At 72.2% G+C, this 15504-nt stretch carries 15 protein-coding genes; 12 read left to right on the top strand and 3 right to left on the bottom strand.

All coding sequences use genetic code 11. The features are described from left to right. Window positions 1-207 precede the first annotated feature (207 nt). Together IQ210_RS09515 and IQ210_RS09510 are read left to right on the top strand one after the other, a co-directional pair. Window positions 208-726: a DUF2617 family protein gene (locus IQ210_RS09515; protein ID WP_194078444.1), complete on the top strand. Its 519-nt coding sequence runs from the start codon at window positions 208-210 to the stop codon at window positions 724-726. 151 nt (window positions 727-877) lie between these two features. Then, window positions 878-2521, top strand: a complete 1644-nt coding sequence (locus IQ210_RS09510) for a polyamine aminopropyltransferase (protein WP_194078443.1) — start codon at window positions 878-880, stop codon at window positions 2519-2521. A gap of 91 nt (window positions 2522-2612) precedes the next feature. Here IQ210_RS09510 and IQ210_RS09505 read toward each other — a convergent pair whose 3' ends face one another. Continuing rightward, window positions 2613-3155, bottom strand: a complete 543-nt coding sequence (locus IQ210_RS09505; RefSeq protein ID WP_194078442.1) for a peptidoglycan-binding domain-containing protein — start codon at window positions 3153-3155, stop codon at window positions 2613-2615. 215 nt (window positions 3156-3370) lie between these two features. On the opposite strand from IQ210_RS09505, the gene IQ210_RS09500 reads away from it, so the two are divergent. From IQ210_RS09500 to kynU, 10 genes are all read left to right on the top strand, one after another. After that, window positions 3371-4528, top strand: a complete 1158-nt coding sequence (locus IQ210_RS09500; RefSeq protein ID WP_194078441.1) for a sensor histidine kinase — start codon at window positions 3371-3373, stop codon at window positions 4526-4528. Next, on the top strand, window positions 4525-5223 hold the full coding sequence (locus tag IQ210_RS09495; protein ID WP_194078440.1) for a response regulator: 699 nt from the start codon (window positions 4525-4527) through the stop codon (window positions 5221-5223). Before IQ210_RS09500 ends, IQ210_RS09495 begins: the two co-directional genes overlap by 4 nt. A 93-nt stretch (window positions 5224-5316) precedes the next feature. Further along, window positions 5317-6183: an SRPBCC domain-containing protein gene (locus IQ210_RS09490; RefSeq protein WP_194078439.1), complete on the top strand. Its 867-nt coding sequence runs from the start codon at window positions 5317-5319 to the stop codon at window positions 6181-6183. A gap of 111 nt (window positions 6184-6294) precedes the next feature. Then, complete coding sequence (locus IQ210_RS09485; RefSeq protein ID WP_194078438.1) at window positions 6295-7092, top strand: aldose epimerase family protein; 798 nt, start codon at window positions 6295-6297, stop codon at window positions 7090-7092. 10 nt (window positions 7093-7102) lie between these two features. Beyond that, complete coding sequence (gene pyrE, locus IQ210_RS09480; RefSeq protein ID WP_194078437.1) at window positions 7103-7651, top strand: orotate phosphoribosyltransferase; 549 nt, start codon at window positions 7103-7105, stop codon at window positions 7649-7651. A 167-nt stretch (window positions 7652-7818) separates the two neighbouring features. Then, window positions 7819-8841 (top strand): class II fructose-bisphosphate aldolase, encoded by a 1023-nt coding sequence (gene fbaA / locus IQ210_RS09475; RefSeq protein WP_194078436.1) that lies wholly within the window; start codon window positions 7819-7821, stop codon window positions 8839-8841. Window positions 8842-8901: 60 nt separating this feature from the next. After that, a complete protein-coding gene (locus IQ210_RS09470; protein ID WP_194078435.1) occupies window positions 8902-10350 on the top strand; it encodes an MFS transporter in 1449 nt (482 codons plus the stop codon). Between the two features lie 102 nt (window positions 10351-10452). Continuing rightward, the gene (locus IQ210_RS09465) at window positions 10453-10866 is read left to right on the top strand and encodes a DUF3151 domain-containing protein (protein WP_059194130.1); all 414 of its coding nucleotides are present in this window, start codon (window positions 10453-10455) and stop codon (window positions 10864-10866) included. 150 nt (window positions 10867-11016) lie between these two features. After that, window positions 11017-11856: a tryptophan 2,3-dioxygenase family protein gene (locus IQ210_RS09460; RefSeq protein ID WP_194078434.1), complete on the top strand. Its 840-nt coding sequence runs from the start codon at window positions 11017-11019 to the stop codon at window positions 11854-11856. Beyond that, window positions 11849-13075, top strand: coding sequence for a kynureninase (gene kynU, locus IQ210_RS09455; RefSeq protein ID WP_194078433.1), 1227 nt, complete (start codon window positions 11849-11851; stop codon window positions 13073-13075). Before IQ210_RS09460 ends, kynU begins: the two co-directional genes overlap by 8 nt. Here the strand turns inward: kynU and IQ210_RS09450 are convergent. Then, window positions 13056-13442 carry a DUF5955 family protein gene (locus tag IQ210_RS09450; protein WP_194078432.1) on the bottom strand — a complete coding sequence of 129 codons (387 nt, stop codon included), beginning with the start codon at window positions 13440-13442 and terminating at the stop codon, window positions 13056-13058. The two genes, kynU and IQ210_RS09450, sit on opposite strands and share 20 nt — an antisense overlap. Window positions 13443-13476: 34 nt before the next feature. Next, window positions 13477-15393: an FHA domain-containing protein gene (locus tag IQ210_RS09445; protein WP_194078431.1), complete on the bottom strand. Its 1917-nt coding sequence runs from the start codon at window positions 15391-15393 to the stop codon at window positions 13477-13479. Window positions 15394-15504: the final 111 nt, after the last annotated feature.

Genomic DNA, 15504 nt, shown 5'->3' with positions numbered 1-15504 from the left:
GCCACGAAGTTGGGTAAAAACGCTGTGGCGGCGCCACAGTTCATGATTCCCTCTAAATCACCAAAGCGGGCCCTCGGCCGTCCTCCGGACACTTCAGCTGTGAAATCCCGACCGGGCCGACCGGGCCGAATCCCCGCCGGTGTCGACCCGGGTGCGCCGGCGCCCCCCCCACACCGCCCTTACTTTGCGTGCTTGCGGAGCCGATCCATGCTCACGACCCTGAACACCTCCTACACCGACACGCGCGCGGCCGACCTCGCCTGGGCGCTGGGACGCGAGCCGCTTCCGGCGCTGGCCACGCTCGACCTCGAACTGGCGGGGGCGACCCTCCAGTTGAGACTCCTCGGCGCCTCCCACCAGGTGCTTCTGGAGGAGGAGCGCGGCACCTGCTCGGAGACGGTGGCCTGCATCCCGGGCAGCAGCACCCCGCTGCCGCTCGGCGTCGCCAAGCGCGTCGGCGACTGGGAGTACGAGTTCGCGGCGCGCGTGGAGGTCCTCTCCCCGGGCCAGTTCGCGGGCCGCGCCCAGGAGTTGCTGGCCCTCGTCTCCGACCACCCGCACGGCCTCGCGGGCGTCTTCCCGGGCAGTCCGCACGCCTTCACGGCCCTGCTCGCCCAGCATCACGAGGGTCAGGTGCTGTGGCGGACCTGGCACGCGTACCCGCAGGACGGCCAGTTGGTGGCGACCCGGACGAAGGTCGGCGTCAAGGTTCCTGCCGCGCTCTAGAGGGCGAGTCGCCGTAGCGGCCGCGCAAACTCCGGTCGGACCGTCGACCGTGAGTTGCCCATGTGTCCGCAAACCCCGGTCCGCCCCTCGACCGTGAGTTCCACACGTGTGGGTGACGAAGCGTGCCGTTGCAGTGACGTACCGTCGCAACGTGATCGAACCGCACGCGCCCGCCCCGCCCGGCACAGCGCCGCCCTGGGCGGGTCCTGTGCGGCTTCCGGTGCGGCCCGCGGTCGGGCGGTTCCTGGTCCTCGCAGGGGTGTTCGTGTGCGCCGCGTGCGGACTGGTGTACGAACTCGAACTCGTCGCCCTCGCCTCGTACTTGATCGGCGACTCGGTAACCCAGGCCTCCGTCGTGCTGTCCGTGATGGTCTTCGCGATGGGCGTCGGCTCGCTGCTCGCCAAGCGGCTGCGCCGGCATGCCGCGGCCGGCTTCGGCGCGATCGAGGCCGCGCTCGCCCTCGTCGGCGGGTGCAGCGCGATGGCGCTGTACGCCGTCTTCGCCTGGACCGGCGACTGGGGCGGCCTGTGGGCCAACGGGCCGCGCTGTCTGCTGGTCGCGTTCTCCCTCGCGATCGGGCTGCTCATCGGCGCCGAGGTCCCGCTGCTGATGGAACTGATCCAGCGCATCCGCCGCCAGGACGCGGGCGGCGCGGTCGCCGACCTCTTCGCCGCGGACTACGTCGGCGGTCTGGTGGGCGGCCTCGCGTTCCCCTTTCTCCTGCTGCCGATGCTGGGCCAGCTGACCGGCGCCCTGATCACCGGGACCGTCAACGCGATCGTGGGCGGCGCCCTCGTCCTCGGCCTGTTCCGCCGCGACCTGACCCGCCGGGCGCGCTGGCTGCTGGTGATCGCCAACCTCGCCGTGCTCGGCGTCCTCGCCGCGGCCGCCGTACTCGTCGACGACTTCGAACGCGCGGCGCGGCAGGCGGTGTACGGCGACGACGTCCGCGTGGCCCTCCAGACCGACGTCCAGGAGGTCGTCCTCACCGGCGGCACCCACGGGCGCCCCCTCGACCTCTTCCTCGACGGCCGCCTCCGGGTCAGCGGACGCGACGAACGCCGGTACCACGAGGCGCTGGTCCACCCCGCGATGAACGGCCCGCACACGCGCGTGCTGATCCTCGGCGGCGGCGACGGGCTCGCGGCGCGCGAGGTCCTGCGTCATCCGGGCGTCGGCCGGGTCGACGTCGTCGAACTCGACGCCGGGGTGGTGCGGCTGGCCCGCACGGACCCCGCCCTCGCCGCCCTCAACGGCCATGCGTACGACGACCCGCGCGTCCATGTCACCACGGGCGACGCCTTCGGCTGGCTGCGGCAGGCGCGGCCCGCCGCCTACGACGTGGTGATCGCCGACCTGCCCGACCCGGGCATCACCGCCAGCACCAAGCTGTACTCCCAGGAGTTCTACGGCCTCGCCCACCGCGCCCTGGCCCCGGGCGGCCGCCTGGTGGTGCACGCCGGGCCGGTCTCCTCCCGACCCCGCGTCTTCTGGACGGTCGACACCACCATGCGCGCGGCGGGGCTGCGTACCGTGCCCTACTGCGTCGGCGGGCGTGACGAAGGGTTCGCGGCCGGGCCCGACCGGGTGACCGGCGCCTCCCGCGCACCCCGCGACTGGGGCTTCGTCCTGGCCGCCGCCGACATGACGCCGTCCCTCGGCCTCGACGGGCACGCGCCGCCGCCCCGGACCCTGACCAAGGCGTCCCTCGCAGCCGACGCCCGCACGGTGGCGAGCACCCGGATCACCGGCCTGCCGCCGTCGACGCTGGTGCACCCCGAGTACGCGAACTGACCGACACGCGCCCCCACATGGGACGGCGGCCTGCCCCCTCCCCAGGAGGGACGGACCGCCGTCACCTTTCCCCCGTTGCCCCCGCCGTGGCTCAGACGGCGTTCAGCGTGTTGTACGAGGCGAGCTTCCAGCCGCGGGTGTTGTTGACCTTCACGTAGTACTTGCCGCCGGAGCGCTTGAACGTGACGTTGTGCTTCCAGCCCCAGAACGTGACGGTGCCGTTGCCGTTGTCGACGAGCGAGACGTCCGCGGCGCCCAGGGTCTTCGGGCCGGCCTTGCCGTCCACCACCAGCCCGGCGTCCACCCGGCTGTTGTACAGCTTCTGCCAGGACTTGACCGCCGCCGTGGTGTTGGACCCGTACCGGCCGTCGATGTCGGCGTAGTCGAACGTGGTGCCGTTCTTCTCCTTGGCGCCGTCCGCCCACAGCAGCAGCTGCACCAGCGCGGTCGCGTTGCTGTTGGCGTGGCTGGTGGCAGACAGGGTGCCCTCGTCGCCCCAGTCGTTCGTCGGGTCGCCCGCCCCGGAGACGTACCCCTGGGAGATGCTCGCCGACGCCGGCGTCGCGGTGAGCGCGAGTCCGCCGCCGACGGCCGTGACGACGGCCAGCGCGAGAGCCTTCTTACGCAGAGACATACGTGGTTCTCCTTCGGTTGCCGCGGGCCGGGGGTCCCCCGTTGAGCCCCCGTTCCGGCCCGCACCGGAAAACTAGGACGCGAGGCATGCGCCCCGAATCCCGCGCTGGTTGGACGTTCGGCCCAACCTCGGCGGTAACCGCGCGGTTCCTGCAACTTCCGCGGTACCGCGGGAGGTTGACGCCCCCGCCCGGGCACGGCGGTTACGCTGCGGCGATGCGGATCCACCCCCTCGTCGTGGACGGCCTGATCACCGCGGCGCAGACGACCGTGGCCGTCCTCCTCGGCCGGGAGTCGGCCGCCCAGGGGTGGCCCGCACCCGACGCCCTCGCCTGGACCCTCGTCGCCCTCGCCAACCTGCCGACCGTCCTACGCAACAGGGCACCCGTGCTCGTCTGCGTCGGCGTCCTCGCGGTCTCCGCCGGCTACGTCACCCTCGGCTACTGGCCGGTGGTCAACTCCCTCGGCCCGATGCTCGCGTTCTACACCGTCGCCGCCCTGCGCCCGACCCGGACCACCGCGGTCTGCGCCGCCCTGCTGGCCGGGGTCTGGATCTACGCGGGCCTGGTCACCGAGGGCAGTTCCATGGCCTCGGTCGTCGCGCAGTCCCTCGCCTACGCCCTCGTCCTGTGGTGGTTCGGTCACTCCGCCCGCCGGACCGCCGAACTGACCCGGCAGCTCAAGGCCGAACAGGCCGAACGGGCCCGCCGCGAGGTCGCCGAGGAACGCGTCCGCATCGCCCGCGAACTGCACGACGTGGTCGCCCACCACATGGCCGTCATCAACGTCCAGGCCGGCCTCGCCCGCTTCGTCTTCACCTCCGACGCCCGCACCGCGCGCGAGGCGCTCGACACCATCGCCGGCTCCAGCGGCGAGGCGCTCGCCGAACTCCGGCGCATGCTGGGGCTGTTGCGCGCGGACGGCGTCCAGGGCGCGGCCGACGGGGCGCCCGCGCCCGGCCTCGACCAGCTCGCCGACATGGTCGACCGGGTCCGCGCGGGCGGCGTCCCCGTCGACCTCCGCATCACCGGCGAACCCCGCCCGCTGCCACCCGGCGTCCAGCTCTGCCTCTACCGCGTGGTCCAGGAGGCCCTGACCAACGTCCTCAAACACGCTCCCGGCGCGCAGGCGCACGTCGAACTGGCTTACAGAGCAGGCGAGATGACGGTGACCGTCAAGGACAACGGAAAGGGGGTGAATCCGGCCAGAAAGCAGGACCGGAGCGGACACGGCTTGATCGGGATGCGGGAGCGGGCCAAGCTCTACGGCGGGTCGATCGTCGTCGGCCCGCGCAGCGAGGGGGGTTTCGGCGTGCACCTCACCCTGCCGACGTCGGCACCGAGCGCACGCCGGGGGGACGCCGTCGCGGAATGACCGACACCGGCAACGACCAACCGGCGATCAGGGTGCTGGTCGTCGACGACCAGTTCCTCGTCCGCGGCGGACTGGTCGCGCTGCTGCGCGCCGCCCCCGGCATGGAGGTGGCCGGCGAGGCCGCGGACGGTGCGGAGGCCGTGGCGCTGGCCGCCAAGACCCACCCCGACGTCGTCCTCATGGACATCCGCATGCCCGGCATCACGGGCATCGAGGCGACCGAACGCATTCTCGCGGCGGCGGCCGACCCACCGCCGCGCATCCTGATCCTGACCACCTTCGACCTCGACGAGTACGTGTACGGCGCGCTGCGCGCGGGCGCCTCCGGGTTCCTCCTCAAGGACGCCGGCCCCGAACGCCTCCTCGCCGCGGTGACCGCCGTCCACCGCGGTGACGCCCTGTTCGCGCCGGCGGTCACCCGGCGCCTGGTGGAGGCCTACACTCGCACGGCCGACGGCACGGCGGCCGGCGCCGAGCCCCCGGCCGACCTGGCCGCGCTGACGACCCGCGAGGTGGAGGTCGTCCGGCTGGTGGCCCGCGGTCTGACCAACGCGGAGGCCGCGGACCGGCTGTTCATCAGCGAGGCGACCGTGAAGACGCATCTCAACCGCACGATGACGAAGCTCGGGCTGGCGAGCCGGGCGCAGGTGGTGGTCGTCGCGTACGAGACGGGACTCGTGACGCCGGGAGGCTGAGGACACCGGCGCCCGGACCCGCCGACACGAGGGCGCGGTCACTTTCGACCAACGGGGGTGCAGTCGTCGGTCCTCTGGGTAGGCTCGCGGACCATGGAGCATGAGGTGTTCGTTCCGGTTCCGGCCGAGCGGCTCAGGGAGGCGCTGGCCGATCCCCTACGGGTCGCCCGGGCCGTTCCCGGGCTCCAACAGGACGCCGGCGCCGAGCCCGTCACCGGGCGGCTCAAGGTGCGCGTCGGCAGTCACTCCGTCACGTATCGCGGCACGGCCCGACTGTCCGCGCGGGACGACGGCACGTACGCGGTCGAGGGCGAGGCGGTGGAGGCCCGGGGCAGCGGCACGGTGAAGCTGACGCTGACCCTGCGGCTCACGGACGCGGAAGGCGGAACGACCCTCACCTTCGGAGGCACGGCGTCGGCGGACGGACGCATCACGGAGCTGCCGGGGGAGTCGGTGACGTCGGCGGCGACACGGCTGCTGAACCGTTTCGCGGAGAACCTGGGGAGTCAGGAGACGGAGGCACCGGAAGCCGCGGAGGCACCCGAGCCCGAAGCCCCTGAGGTCCCTGAAGCGCCGGAAGCCTCCGAAGCACCAGAGGCCCCCGAACCACCGCAAGCACCGCAACCCCCCGAGCCTCCCACCGCCGACCGAGACCAAGACCAGGACCAGGGCGAGGACCAGGACCAGGGCGAGGACCAGGACCAGGGCGAGGACCAGGACCAGGGCGAGGACCACACCGCCCCCCGCGACCTCCCCGCCGAAGCCGCCCACGCCCGCCGCACGATGATCGGCCGCAGCGCCGAGGAGGTCGACCACGCACCCCCGCGTGGCCGCTACGCCCCCGTCCCCGCACCGCAGACCATCGCCCCGAACCCGGCACTGCGGTGGGCGGCCCCCGCGGCGGCGGTGGCACTGGCCTCGGCGATCGTGGTGACCCGGGCGCTGCGCAAGCGCCGCTGACCGGCGCCCCTGGCGCCCCGGCTCCCCGGACGACGCTGCCAAGCCCGCCCTGCACCCCCCGAACCCCAGCCGCACCCGATGCCCTCTTGATCGCCCCAGTAGGGTCGTCCCGTGAGTAACGAACCCATCACGCTGACCGCGGGTGACGCGGAGGTGACCGTGCTGCCGGGGAACGGTGGGCGGATCGGCGGGCTGCGCGTCGGTGGCGTCGAACTGCTGCGGCAGGGCGAGCGCTTCGGCTGCTTCCCCATGGTGCCCTGGTGCGGGCGGATCAGGGACGGACGGTTCCGGGACGGCGCCGGCGTCCAGCAGATGCCGCTCAACTCCCCGCCGCACGCCATCCACGGCACCGCCCGCGACGGCGCCTGGCGCATCGCCCGCGCCACGGCCGACGAGGCCGTCATCACGTACGACCTGGTCGACCCGTGGCCCTACCCCGGCCGCGTCACCCAGGCCGTCGCCCTCACCCCGGACGCCCTGACGCTGACCATGTCCGTCGAGACGTACGACTCCTCCTTCCCGGCCCAGATCGGCTGGCACCCGTGGTTCAACCGCAACCTCGGCGGCGAGGGCGCGGAGGACGTACAGGTGGCCTTCGAGGCGGCCTGGCAGGAGGAGCGCGGGGACGATCACCTGCCCACCGGGCGGCGGATCGACCCCAAGCCCGGGCCCTGGGACGACTGCTTCGGGATGCCCGGCGGCGTCAACGTGACGCTGACCTGGCCGGGGCAGCTGGAGTTGAAGGTCGGCTCCCGCGAGGAGTGGGTCGTCGTCTACGACGAGCAGGCCGAGGCCGTCTGCGTGGAGCCGCAGACCGGGCCGCCCGACGGGCTCAACACGCTGCCGCGCCTGGTCACGCTGCTGGAGCCGCTCGAAGCCGCGACCACCTGGAGCTGGCGGCGCCTCTAAGCTGGGCGGCATGACGGACGTACGCGGCGCGCTGCTGCAGCAGATCAAGGACAAGGCCGTGGTGCACGGCAAGGTGACCCTGTCGTCGGGTCTGGAGGCGGACTACTACGTCGACCTGCGACGCGTCACCCTCGACGGTGAGGCGGCCCCGCTGGTCGGCCAGGTGCTGCTCGACCTCACCGCCGACCTGGAGTTCGACGCGGTCGGCGGGCTGACCATGGGCGCCGACCCGGTCGCCGGCGCCATGCTGCACGCGGCCGCCGCGCGCGGGCAGCGGCTCGACGCCTTCGTCGTGCGCAAGGCCGCCAAGGCGCACGGGCTCCAGCGCCGCGTCGAGGGCCCGGACATCGCCGGCCGCCGCGTCCTCGTCGTCGAGGACACCTCCACCACCGGCGGTTCTCCGCTGACCGCCGTGGAGGCCGTGCGGGAGGCGGGGGCCGAGGTCGTCGCCGTCGCCACCATCGTCGACCGGGCCACCGGCGCCGCCGAGAAGATCGAACAGGGCGCCGGTGTGCCGTACCGCTACGCCTTCTCCAAGGACGAGTTGGGCCTGGACTGACAAGGACACCGGAAAGGTCCGGCAACCGGGACTTCTGGCCGCTCGGAGCATCCCGGTACGTCTGGAAAGATGGGGCCCGACGATGACGTCGCAACCCCCACACCAAGGTCTAGGTCAGGGCCGTCAGCACGTAGTACGCCAACCCGCACACTCCAAGGAGCGGACAGATGCCCATCGCAACCCCCGAGGTCTACAACGAGATGCTCGACCGGGCGAAGGCAGGCAAGTTCGCCTACCCGGCCATCAACGTCACCTCGACGCAGACCCTGCACGCGGCACTGCGCGGCTTCGCCGAGGCCGAGAGTGACGGCATCGTCCAGATCTCGACCGGTGGCGCCGAGTTCCTGGGCGGTCAGCACAACAAGGACATGGTCACCGGCGCCGTAGCCCTGGCCGAGTTCGCGCACATCGTCGCCAAGAAGTACGACGTCACCGTCGCGCTGCACACGGACCACTGCCCGAAGGACAAGCTCGACGGGTATGTACGTCCGCTGCTCGCGGTCTCCGAGGAGCGCGTCGCCCGCGGCGAGAACCCGCTCTTCCAGTCGCACATGTGGGACGGCTCCGCCGAGACCCTCGCCGACAACCTGGCGATCGCCCAGGAGCTGCTGGCCCGCGCCGCCGCCGCGAAGATCATCCTCGAGGTCGAGATCACCCCGACCGGTGGCGAGGAGGACGGTGTCTCGCACGAGATCAACGACTCCCTCTACACCACGGTCGACGACGCCCTGCGCACCGCGGAGGCCCTCGGCCTCGGCGAGAAGGGCCGCTACCTGCTGGCCGCGTCCTTCGGCAACGTGCACGGCGTCTACAAGCCGGGCAACGTCGTCCTCCGCCCCGAGCTGCTGAAGGACCTCAACGAGGGCGTCGGCGCCAAGTACGGCAAGACCGCCCCGTTCGACTTCGTCTTCCACGGCGGCTCCGGCTCCACCGCCGAGGAGATCGCGACCGCGCTGGACAACGGCGTCGTCAAGATGAACATCGACACCGACACCCAGTACGCCTTCACGCGTCCGGTGGCGGCCCACATGTTCCAGAACTACGACGGCGTCCTGAAGGTCGACGGCGAGGTCGGCAACAAGAAGACCTACGACCCGCGCACCTGGGGCAAGCTCGCCGAGGCGAGCATGGCCGCCCGCGTGACGGAGGCCTGCGCCAACCTGCGTTCGACGGGTACGAAGATCAAGTAGTCGTATGTGTGTTCAGTGAGCCCGGTGCTTCGGCGCCGGGCTCACTGTTTACTGGGGGGCATGGCTGATGTCCGGCTGGCCTCGCCGCAGGGCAAATGGATCCTGCTCACCACCGTGCTCGGTTCCAGCATGGCGATGCTGGACTCGACCGTCGTCAACGTGGCGCTCCCGCGCATCGGGCGGGATCTCGACGCCGATCTCGGCGCGCTCCAGTGGACCGTCAACGCGTACATGCTCACGCTGGCCGGACTGATCCTGCTCGGCGGCTCGCTCGGGGACCGGTACGGGCGGCGCAAGGTGTTCGTCGTGGGTGTGGTGTGGTTCGCCGCCGCCTCCCTGCTGTGCGGGCTCGCGCCGAACGCCGGGGTGCTGATCGGGGCGCGGGCGTTGCAGGGCGTGGGCGGCGCGCTGCTCACCCCCGGCTCGCTGGCGCTCATCCAGGCCTCCTTCCATCCCGACGACCGGGGTCGGGCCGTCGGGCTGTGGTCCGGCTTCGGGGGCATCGGCGCGGCCGTCGGGCCGTTCCTGGGCGGCTGGCTGGTGGACGGGCCCGGCTGGCGCTGGGTGTTCCTGCTGAACGTCCCGCTGGCCCTGCTGTGCGCCCCTATCGCCGTAGGGCACGTCCCGGAATCGGGGGACGGCCGCAAGCACACGAGCTTCGACGTCCTGGGCGCGTTCCTAGGGGCGCTCGCGCTGGCGCTGGTGACGTACGCGCTGATCGAGGCGGACTGGATCACGGCGGTGCTCGGCGTGGGCGTCGGCGTCGCCTTCGTGTACGTCGAGAAGCGGCGGCCCGATCCGATGATGCCGCTCGGGATCTTCGCGTCCCGGCAGTTCACGGCCGTCAACCTGGTCACCCTCTGCGTCTACGCGGCCTTCAGCGGCTTCTTCTTCCTGGCCGCGCTCCAGCTCCAGGTCGTCGCCGGCTACTCGGCCCTCGGCGCCGGTACGGCACTGCTGCCGACGACCGCGATGATGCTGCTGTTCTCGGCCCGCTCAGGTGAGCTGGCGGACCGGATCGGGCCCCGCATCCCGCTCACGGTCGGGCCGCTGTTCTGCGCGGTCGGGATGCTGCTGATGCTGCGGGTCGGCCCGGACGCGAACTACTTCGCCGACGTCCTGCCGGCGCTGCTGGTGCTCGGCCTCGGCATGGTCACCCTGGTCGCCCCGCTCACCGCGACCGTGCTTGCCTCGGTGGACGTGGCCCGGGCGGGCCTGGCCAGCGGCATCAACAACGCGGCGGCCCGCGCGGCCGGCCTCATCGCGGTCGCCGCGCTCCCGATGATCGCCGGGATGGGCGAGGAGGCCTACCGCACGCCGGGCGCCTTCGACGACGCGTTCGGGCGGGCGATGGTGGTGTGCGCGGGGGCGCTGATCGTGGGGGCGGCGGTGGCGTTCACGACGGTACGGGCGCTGCCGCCGGATTGCAGGAGGCCGGAGTGCATCAGGCACGGCTCGATCACTGCGCCGCCCCTGGAGGGCGAGCGTTCTCAGGGGCGGTTGGGCTGAGGCTCCTAAGGGGCGCGGGGCTGTATTGATTTGCGGCTACCGCCGCGTGAGCGCGACCAGCCACAATGCGCCCGCAGACAACCGGCGAGAGAGACTGTCCTCATGTCGATTCACGAGAACCTCCTCGGGGGCCCGCCCCCGACCCACCTCCCCGACGACCCGGAGCCCCGTGAGCTCCTGGCGAACGGCACGGCCCCGGCCGACGTCGCCGCGAAGTACCCCACCTCCTCCCTCGCCTGGGCCCAGCTGGCCGACGAGGCGTTCGAGCGGGGCAGCGTCGTGGAGTCGTACGCCTACGCCCGTACGGGCTACCACCGCGGCCTCGACGCCCTGCGCCGCAACGGCTGGAAGGGCCACGGCCCCGTCCCCTGGGAGCACGAGCCGAACCGCGGCTTCCTGCGCGCCCTGCACGCCCTCGCCCGCGCCGCCGGGTCGATCGGCGAGCAGGAGGAGTACGAGCGCTGCTCGCAGTTCCTGAAGGACTCCTCGCCGACGGCGGCCCAGACGCTGGGCTAGAGGCACTGTCCTGCGCTCGGCCCGGCTGTGATCCAGTCGGGCCTTGCGCTTCCCGGGGGTGACGGCTGAGGATTCGGTTGGGGACCGGGGCCCCCGTGTCGGTAACGGCAGGGGCGGACCGCTACCCGGAGTACACAACAGGAGACAGCGATGTCCCACGAGGCTCACGAGAATCCGGAGCCCGAGACCCCGCATCTCGACTTCGAAGGCACGACGCCGTACGAGGACTACGTCAAGGCGGACGTGCTCACCCACCTCCAGCACACCCTCTCCGACGATCCCGGAGAGATGGTCTTCCTGGTCACGACCCAGGTGATGGAGCTGTGGTTCACGGTCATCGTCCATGAGTGGGAGACCGCGGCCCGGGCGCTGCGCTCCGACGACGTACCCGTCGCGGTCGACGCGCTGAAGCGTTCCGTACGGGAGCTGGAGGCGCTGAACGCCTCCTGGCGGCCGCTCGGCCAGCTGACCCCGGCCCAGTTCAACTCCTACCGGGCCGCGCTCGGCGAGGGCTCCGGCTTCCAGTCGGCGATGTACCGGCGGATGGAGTTCCTGCTCGGAGAGAAGTCGGCGTCCATGCTCGTCCCGCACCGGGGCGCCCCGCGCGTGCACGCCGAGCTGGAGAAGGCGCTGCACGAGCCGAGCCTGTACGACGAGGTGCTGCGGCTGCTGGCCCGGCGCGGGCACGCGATCCCGGACGCCGTCCTGGCGCGTGACGTGTCCCGGCGGTACGAGCCGTCGCCCGAGGTGGAGGCCGCCTGGACCGCCCTCTACTCCGGTGACCCGAACGACGAACTCGCCCGGCTCGGCGAGGCGTTGACCGATGTCGCCGAGTTGGTGTGGCGCTGGCGCAACGACCATCTGGTGGCCACGCGGCGCGCGATGGGCGCCAAGGCGGGCACGGGTGGCTCCGCCGGGGTGGCCTGGCTGGAGAAGCGGGCGCAGAAGAACGTGTTCCCCGAGCTGTGGACGGCGCGGTCGCATGTCTGAGGCGGCGGCGAAGGCCTTGGTGACGAAGGCCGAGAAACTGGGCGCCGCTGACGAACTGGCGGGCGTGCGTGGGAAGTTCGTGCTGGACGAGGTGGTCTACCTCGACGGCAACTCGCTGGGCGCGCTGCCCGCCGCCGTCCCCGGGCGCGTCGAGGACGTCGTACGGCGGCAGTGGGGCGAGCTGCGCATCCGGTCCTGGGACGAGAGCGGCTGGTGGACGGCGCCCGAGCGGATCGGCGACCGGATCGCTCCGCTGGTGGGCGCGGCGGCCGGGCAGATCGTCGTCGGCGACTCCACAAGTGTCAATGTCTTCAAGGCACTTGTAGGGGCGGTGCGGCTGGTCGGCGGGCCTTCGTCCGGCCGGGACGAGATCGTCGTCGACGCGACGACCTTCCCGACCGACGGCTACATCGCCGAGTCGGCCGCGAGGATGACCGGGTGCACGCTGCGTCCGGTGACGCCGGCGGAGGTGCCCGGCGTGCTGGGCGACCGTACCGCGGCCGTGCTGCTGAACCACGTCGACTACCGCACCGGCCGCCTGCACGACCTGCCGTCGCTCACGGCCGCCGTCCACGCGGCCGGGGCCGTGGCGGTCTGGGACCTGTGCCACAGCGCGGGCGCGCTGCCGGTCGGGCTCGACGAGCACGGCGTCGACCTGGCGGTGGGCTGCACGTACAAGTACCTGAACGGCGGCCCGGGTTCACCGGCGTACCTCTATGTGCGCAGGGAGGTGCAGGACCGCTTCGACTCCCCGCTGCCCGGCTGGAACTCGCACGCGGAGCCCTTCGGTATGCGGGCCTCGTACGAACCGGCGGCGGGCGCGCTGCGCGGCCGGGTCGGGACGCCGGACATCCTCTCGATGCTGGCCCTGGAGGCGGCACTTGACCTCTGGGACGGGGTGTCGATCGAGGCGGTACGGGCCAAGTCCCTTGCGCTGACGGACTTCTTCCTGGAGTGCGTGGCCGCGTACGCGCCCGCGGGCCGGGTGGAGTCGGTGACGCCGGTGGCACACGCGGAGCGCGGCAGCCAGGTGGCGTTGCGGTGCGACGACGCCGGGGACGTGATGAAGGAGCTGATCGCGCGGGGCGTGGTCGGGGACTTCCGGCACCCGGATGTGCTGCGGTTCGGGTTCACGCCGTTGTACGTCGGCTTCGGTGAAGTGGAGCGGGCGGCACGGGTGCTCGGGGAGACGCTGCGGGTCAGGGCAGGAAACGGCTGACGAGCTGGACGACCGCGCTGACGGCGGAGGTGATGGCGCTGACGCCGCCCGCCCCTGCCGTCAGCGAGTCGAGCAGTCCTTGCACGACGGTGCGGTTGGGGCGTTCCCGTTGCAGTTGGGCGTCCAACTGGTCCGTGTCGTCCAGTAGTTGGTCGGAGTTGGGGAGGGCTGCGGAGTACCGCGCGAGCAGCCGCCGCAGCTCGTCGAGACGCTGGTGGAGTTCGAGGGTGTCGGGCGAGACGGGGGCGGCGTTGTAGTTCGCCGTGCCGCCGGGCGCGATGGCGCCGCCGGTGATGTCGCCGCCGCCGGTACTGACGCTGTAGTCGTTGTAGCCGGGGTCGTGGGTGTAGTCGTCACGGTGCCTCATGTGCCGTCTCCTCGCAGCGAGTCACTGTTGGTTGTCAGCCCCGCGGGGCGCTCGAGGCGGCACGCTGCCCGCCCCCTGCACCACTGGCGTTCGCCCTGCCACCAGGGGCGATCGCGCCGCCGCTGATGTGCTTGGCCTTGACGCTGTAGTCGTTGTTCGTGGTGAAGTTCTGGACGAGGTTCTGCTGTTGCCGCTGGAAGTTCTCCGAATCGATGCCGTGGGCCTCCAGGAAGTCGCCGACCGTGTTCAGCAGGTGCTGCTGCGTCGTGGCGAGGGCGCGGCTGAGGTCCCTGCCGAGGAAGTACGTGCCCTCGTCCAGACCGCACGCGAACTCCCGGATGCTGTGCTGGGCGCCGTAGTCGAACTGGTAGCCGCCCCGGATGAGCCGCCGCTGCCGGCGCCGGTGGGCGGCTGCCGCGCGGGCGGAGAAGGCACGCCGCGCCAGCGCCCTCGGCGCGCCCAGCAGCGCGGGCAGCAGCCGTGCCAGTGCCTGCGCCCCGGCGCGTACGGCGGAGCCCGCGGCCGTGCGGTGGGGGAGGCGGTCGACCGCGTAGTACTGCGGGAGCATCGGCAGCAGAGCGTACGCCGACCACTCCAGGTACAGCGTGCCGTGCACCTGCACCGCCCGCAGGTACATCGTGACCACCAACTGCCCGCTCCAGGCGGGGATCTCGATGCTCACGTAGGAGCGCCGGGTGGCGCCCAGGCCGTCCGGCATGGCGCGCATGACGTGCGGGTCGACCCGGGTGAGCGGCGGCTGGTCGCGGGTCGGCAGCAGCCTGCGGTCCAGGGCGACGTTCAGTCCGTCGACGAAGAGGCGCTCCTCCACGCGCAGGTTGTTCAGGCCGATGCCTCGGGCCGCGGCGACCAGGACGTCGTACAACTCGCCGGTGGCGAACGGCCGGGGCGCGCGGCGGCCGCCTTCCGGGCGGACGGTGCCCTTGCGGATGTCGATCGGCATGTCCCACTCGTCGACCTGGAAGCCGCTGCCCGCGAAGGGGTAGTAGTGGGAGCAGACGATCAGGTTCCCGGCGGGCCGCTCGGCCACGGCGGTGAGGCGTTCGCGGACGCGGGAGCTCAACGGGTCGGGTGCCTGGGCGGGTTGGTAGTGGTGCGCGGCCAGTCTCCGACGCAGCACCAGGTGTTCGGTCACCCAGATGTCGACGGCCACGGCCGACCAGCCGAGGAGCAGGGCGGGCAGGGCGCCGAGGGCGTACGGCTGCCAGTCGATCCGCGGCTGGTCGGATTGGAACTCCCCGATGTGGGCGCGGACGCCGATCCCGATCAGCGCGAGCACGCAGAGCAGCAGGGCGAGGAGGACGAGGTCCCGGGCGAGTCGGCGCCTGCGTGCCGCCAGCGCCCACCGCGTGACGACCCCCAGGTCCGCGCCGAACACGGGCGCGAGCGCGCGGTAGGGCTCGTTCACGACCTGCTGTACGACCACGTCGGCGAACCACGGGTCGAGTTGGGTGGCGGCGGCCAGAAAGCGGGTGGACGACGAGCGGGCGTCGTCGTCGACCGGCGGGGGGTCCGCGTGACGCACCGGGCCGGTCGGCAGATCCGGGTCGGCGGCGCGGCGGCGCCGGTGGTCGCGCAGGTCGGTGACGCCGTAGCCGTTGCCGTAGCCGTTGCCGTGGCCGTTGCCGTGGAACACGAGCTGCACGGACCCGCATTGGAGAAGGTCCCCCTCGGCCAGCCGCACCGGCCGGTCCGGCGCGAGCCGCACCCCGTTGTGCAGGACGCCGTTGCTGGAGTGCAGGTCGTTCAGCCAGACCCCGTCGCTGCCGAGGCGCAGTTCGGCGTGGCGTTTGCTGACGTCGGGGGAGGCGAGGCGGATGTCGCCGAACCGGCCGAGGACATGAACATCCTGATTCAACTCCCAGCGAGTGCCCGCGAGTTGACCCGGCGCCTTGACGACGAGATAGGGCTTCCGTCCCCCGTTCCCGGCCATGCTGTACATCCCCCGTCCCGCAGCCCCCGCTCCGGCACGACGTGCGCATGCGCCACGTACGCCCGGATACATCTGCGATGCGGGCCATGTTCCTCGTGCGCTGATGTGCCC

The organism is Streptomyces justiciae (assembly GCF_015163075.1).
GTDB classification, from domain to species: domain Bacteria; phylum Actinomycetota; class Actinomycetes; order Streptomycetales; family Streptomycetaceae; genus Streptomyces; species Streptomyces justiciae.
The sequence above is the reverse complement of the archived record's forward strand: the minus strand, read 5'-3'. Positions and strand labels throughout refer to the sequence as shown.

Excerpts from the sequence above, each read along its gene's own strand:
- IQ210_RS09515 (WP_194078444.1), top strand. The coding sequence starts at position 208 with ATGCTCACGACCCTGAACACCTCCTACACCGACACGCGCGCGGCCGAC.
- IQ210_RS09505 (WP_194078442.1), bottom strand. The coding sequence starts at position 3,155 with ATGTCTCTGCGTAAGAAGGCTCTCGCGCTGGCCGTCGTCACGGCCGTC.
- IQ210_RS09500 (WP_194078441.1), top strand. The coding sequence starts at position 3,371 with ATGCGGATCCACCCCCTCGTCGTGGACGGCCTGATCACCGCGGCGCAG.
- IQ210_RS09495 (WP_194078440.1), top strand. The coding sequence starts at position 4,525 with ATGACCGACACCGGCAACGACCAACCGGCGATCAGGGTGCTGGTCGTC.
- IQ210_RS09490 (WP_194078439.1), top strand. The coding sequence starts at position 5,317 with ATGGAGCATGAGGTGTTCGTTCCGGTTCCGGCCGAGCGGCTCAGGGAG.
- pyrE (WP_194078437.1), top strand. The coding sequence starts at position 7,103 with ATGACGGACGTACGCGGCGCGCTGCTGCAGCAGATCAAGGACAAGGCC.
- fbaA (WP_194078436.1), top strand. The coding sequence starts at position 7,819 with ATGCCCATCGCAACCCCCGAGGTCTACAACGAGATGCTCGACCGGGCG.
- IQ210_RS09470 (WP_194078435.1), top strand. The coding sequence starts at position 8,902 with ATGGCTGATGTCCGGCTGGCCTCGCCGCAGGGCAAATGGATCCTGCTC.
- IQ210_RS09465 (WP_059194130.1), top strand. The coding sequence starts at position 10,453 with ATGTCGATTCACGAGAACCTCCTCGGGGGCCCGCCCCCGACCCACCTC.
- IQ210_RS09460 (WP_194078434.1), top strand. The coding sequence starts at position 11,017 with ATGTCCCACGAGGCTCACGAGAATCCGGAGCCCGAGACCCCGCATCTC.
- kynU (WP_194078433.1), top strand. The coding sequence starts at position 11,849 with ATGTCTGAGGCGGCGGCGAAGGCCTTGGTGACGAAGGCCGAGAAACTG.
- IQ210_RS09450 (WP_194078432.1), bottom strand. The coding sequence starts at position 13,442 with ATGAGGCACCGTGACGACTACACCCACGACCCCGGCTACAACGACTAC.
- IQ210_RS09445 (WP_194078431.1), bottom strand. The coding sequence starts at position 15,393 with ATGGCCGGGAACGGGGGACGGAAGCCCTATCTCGTCGTCAAGGCGCCG.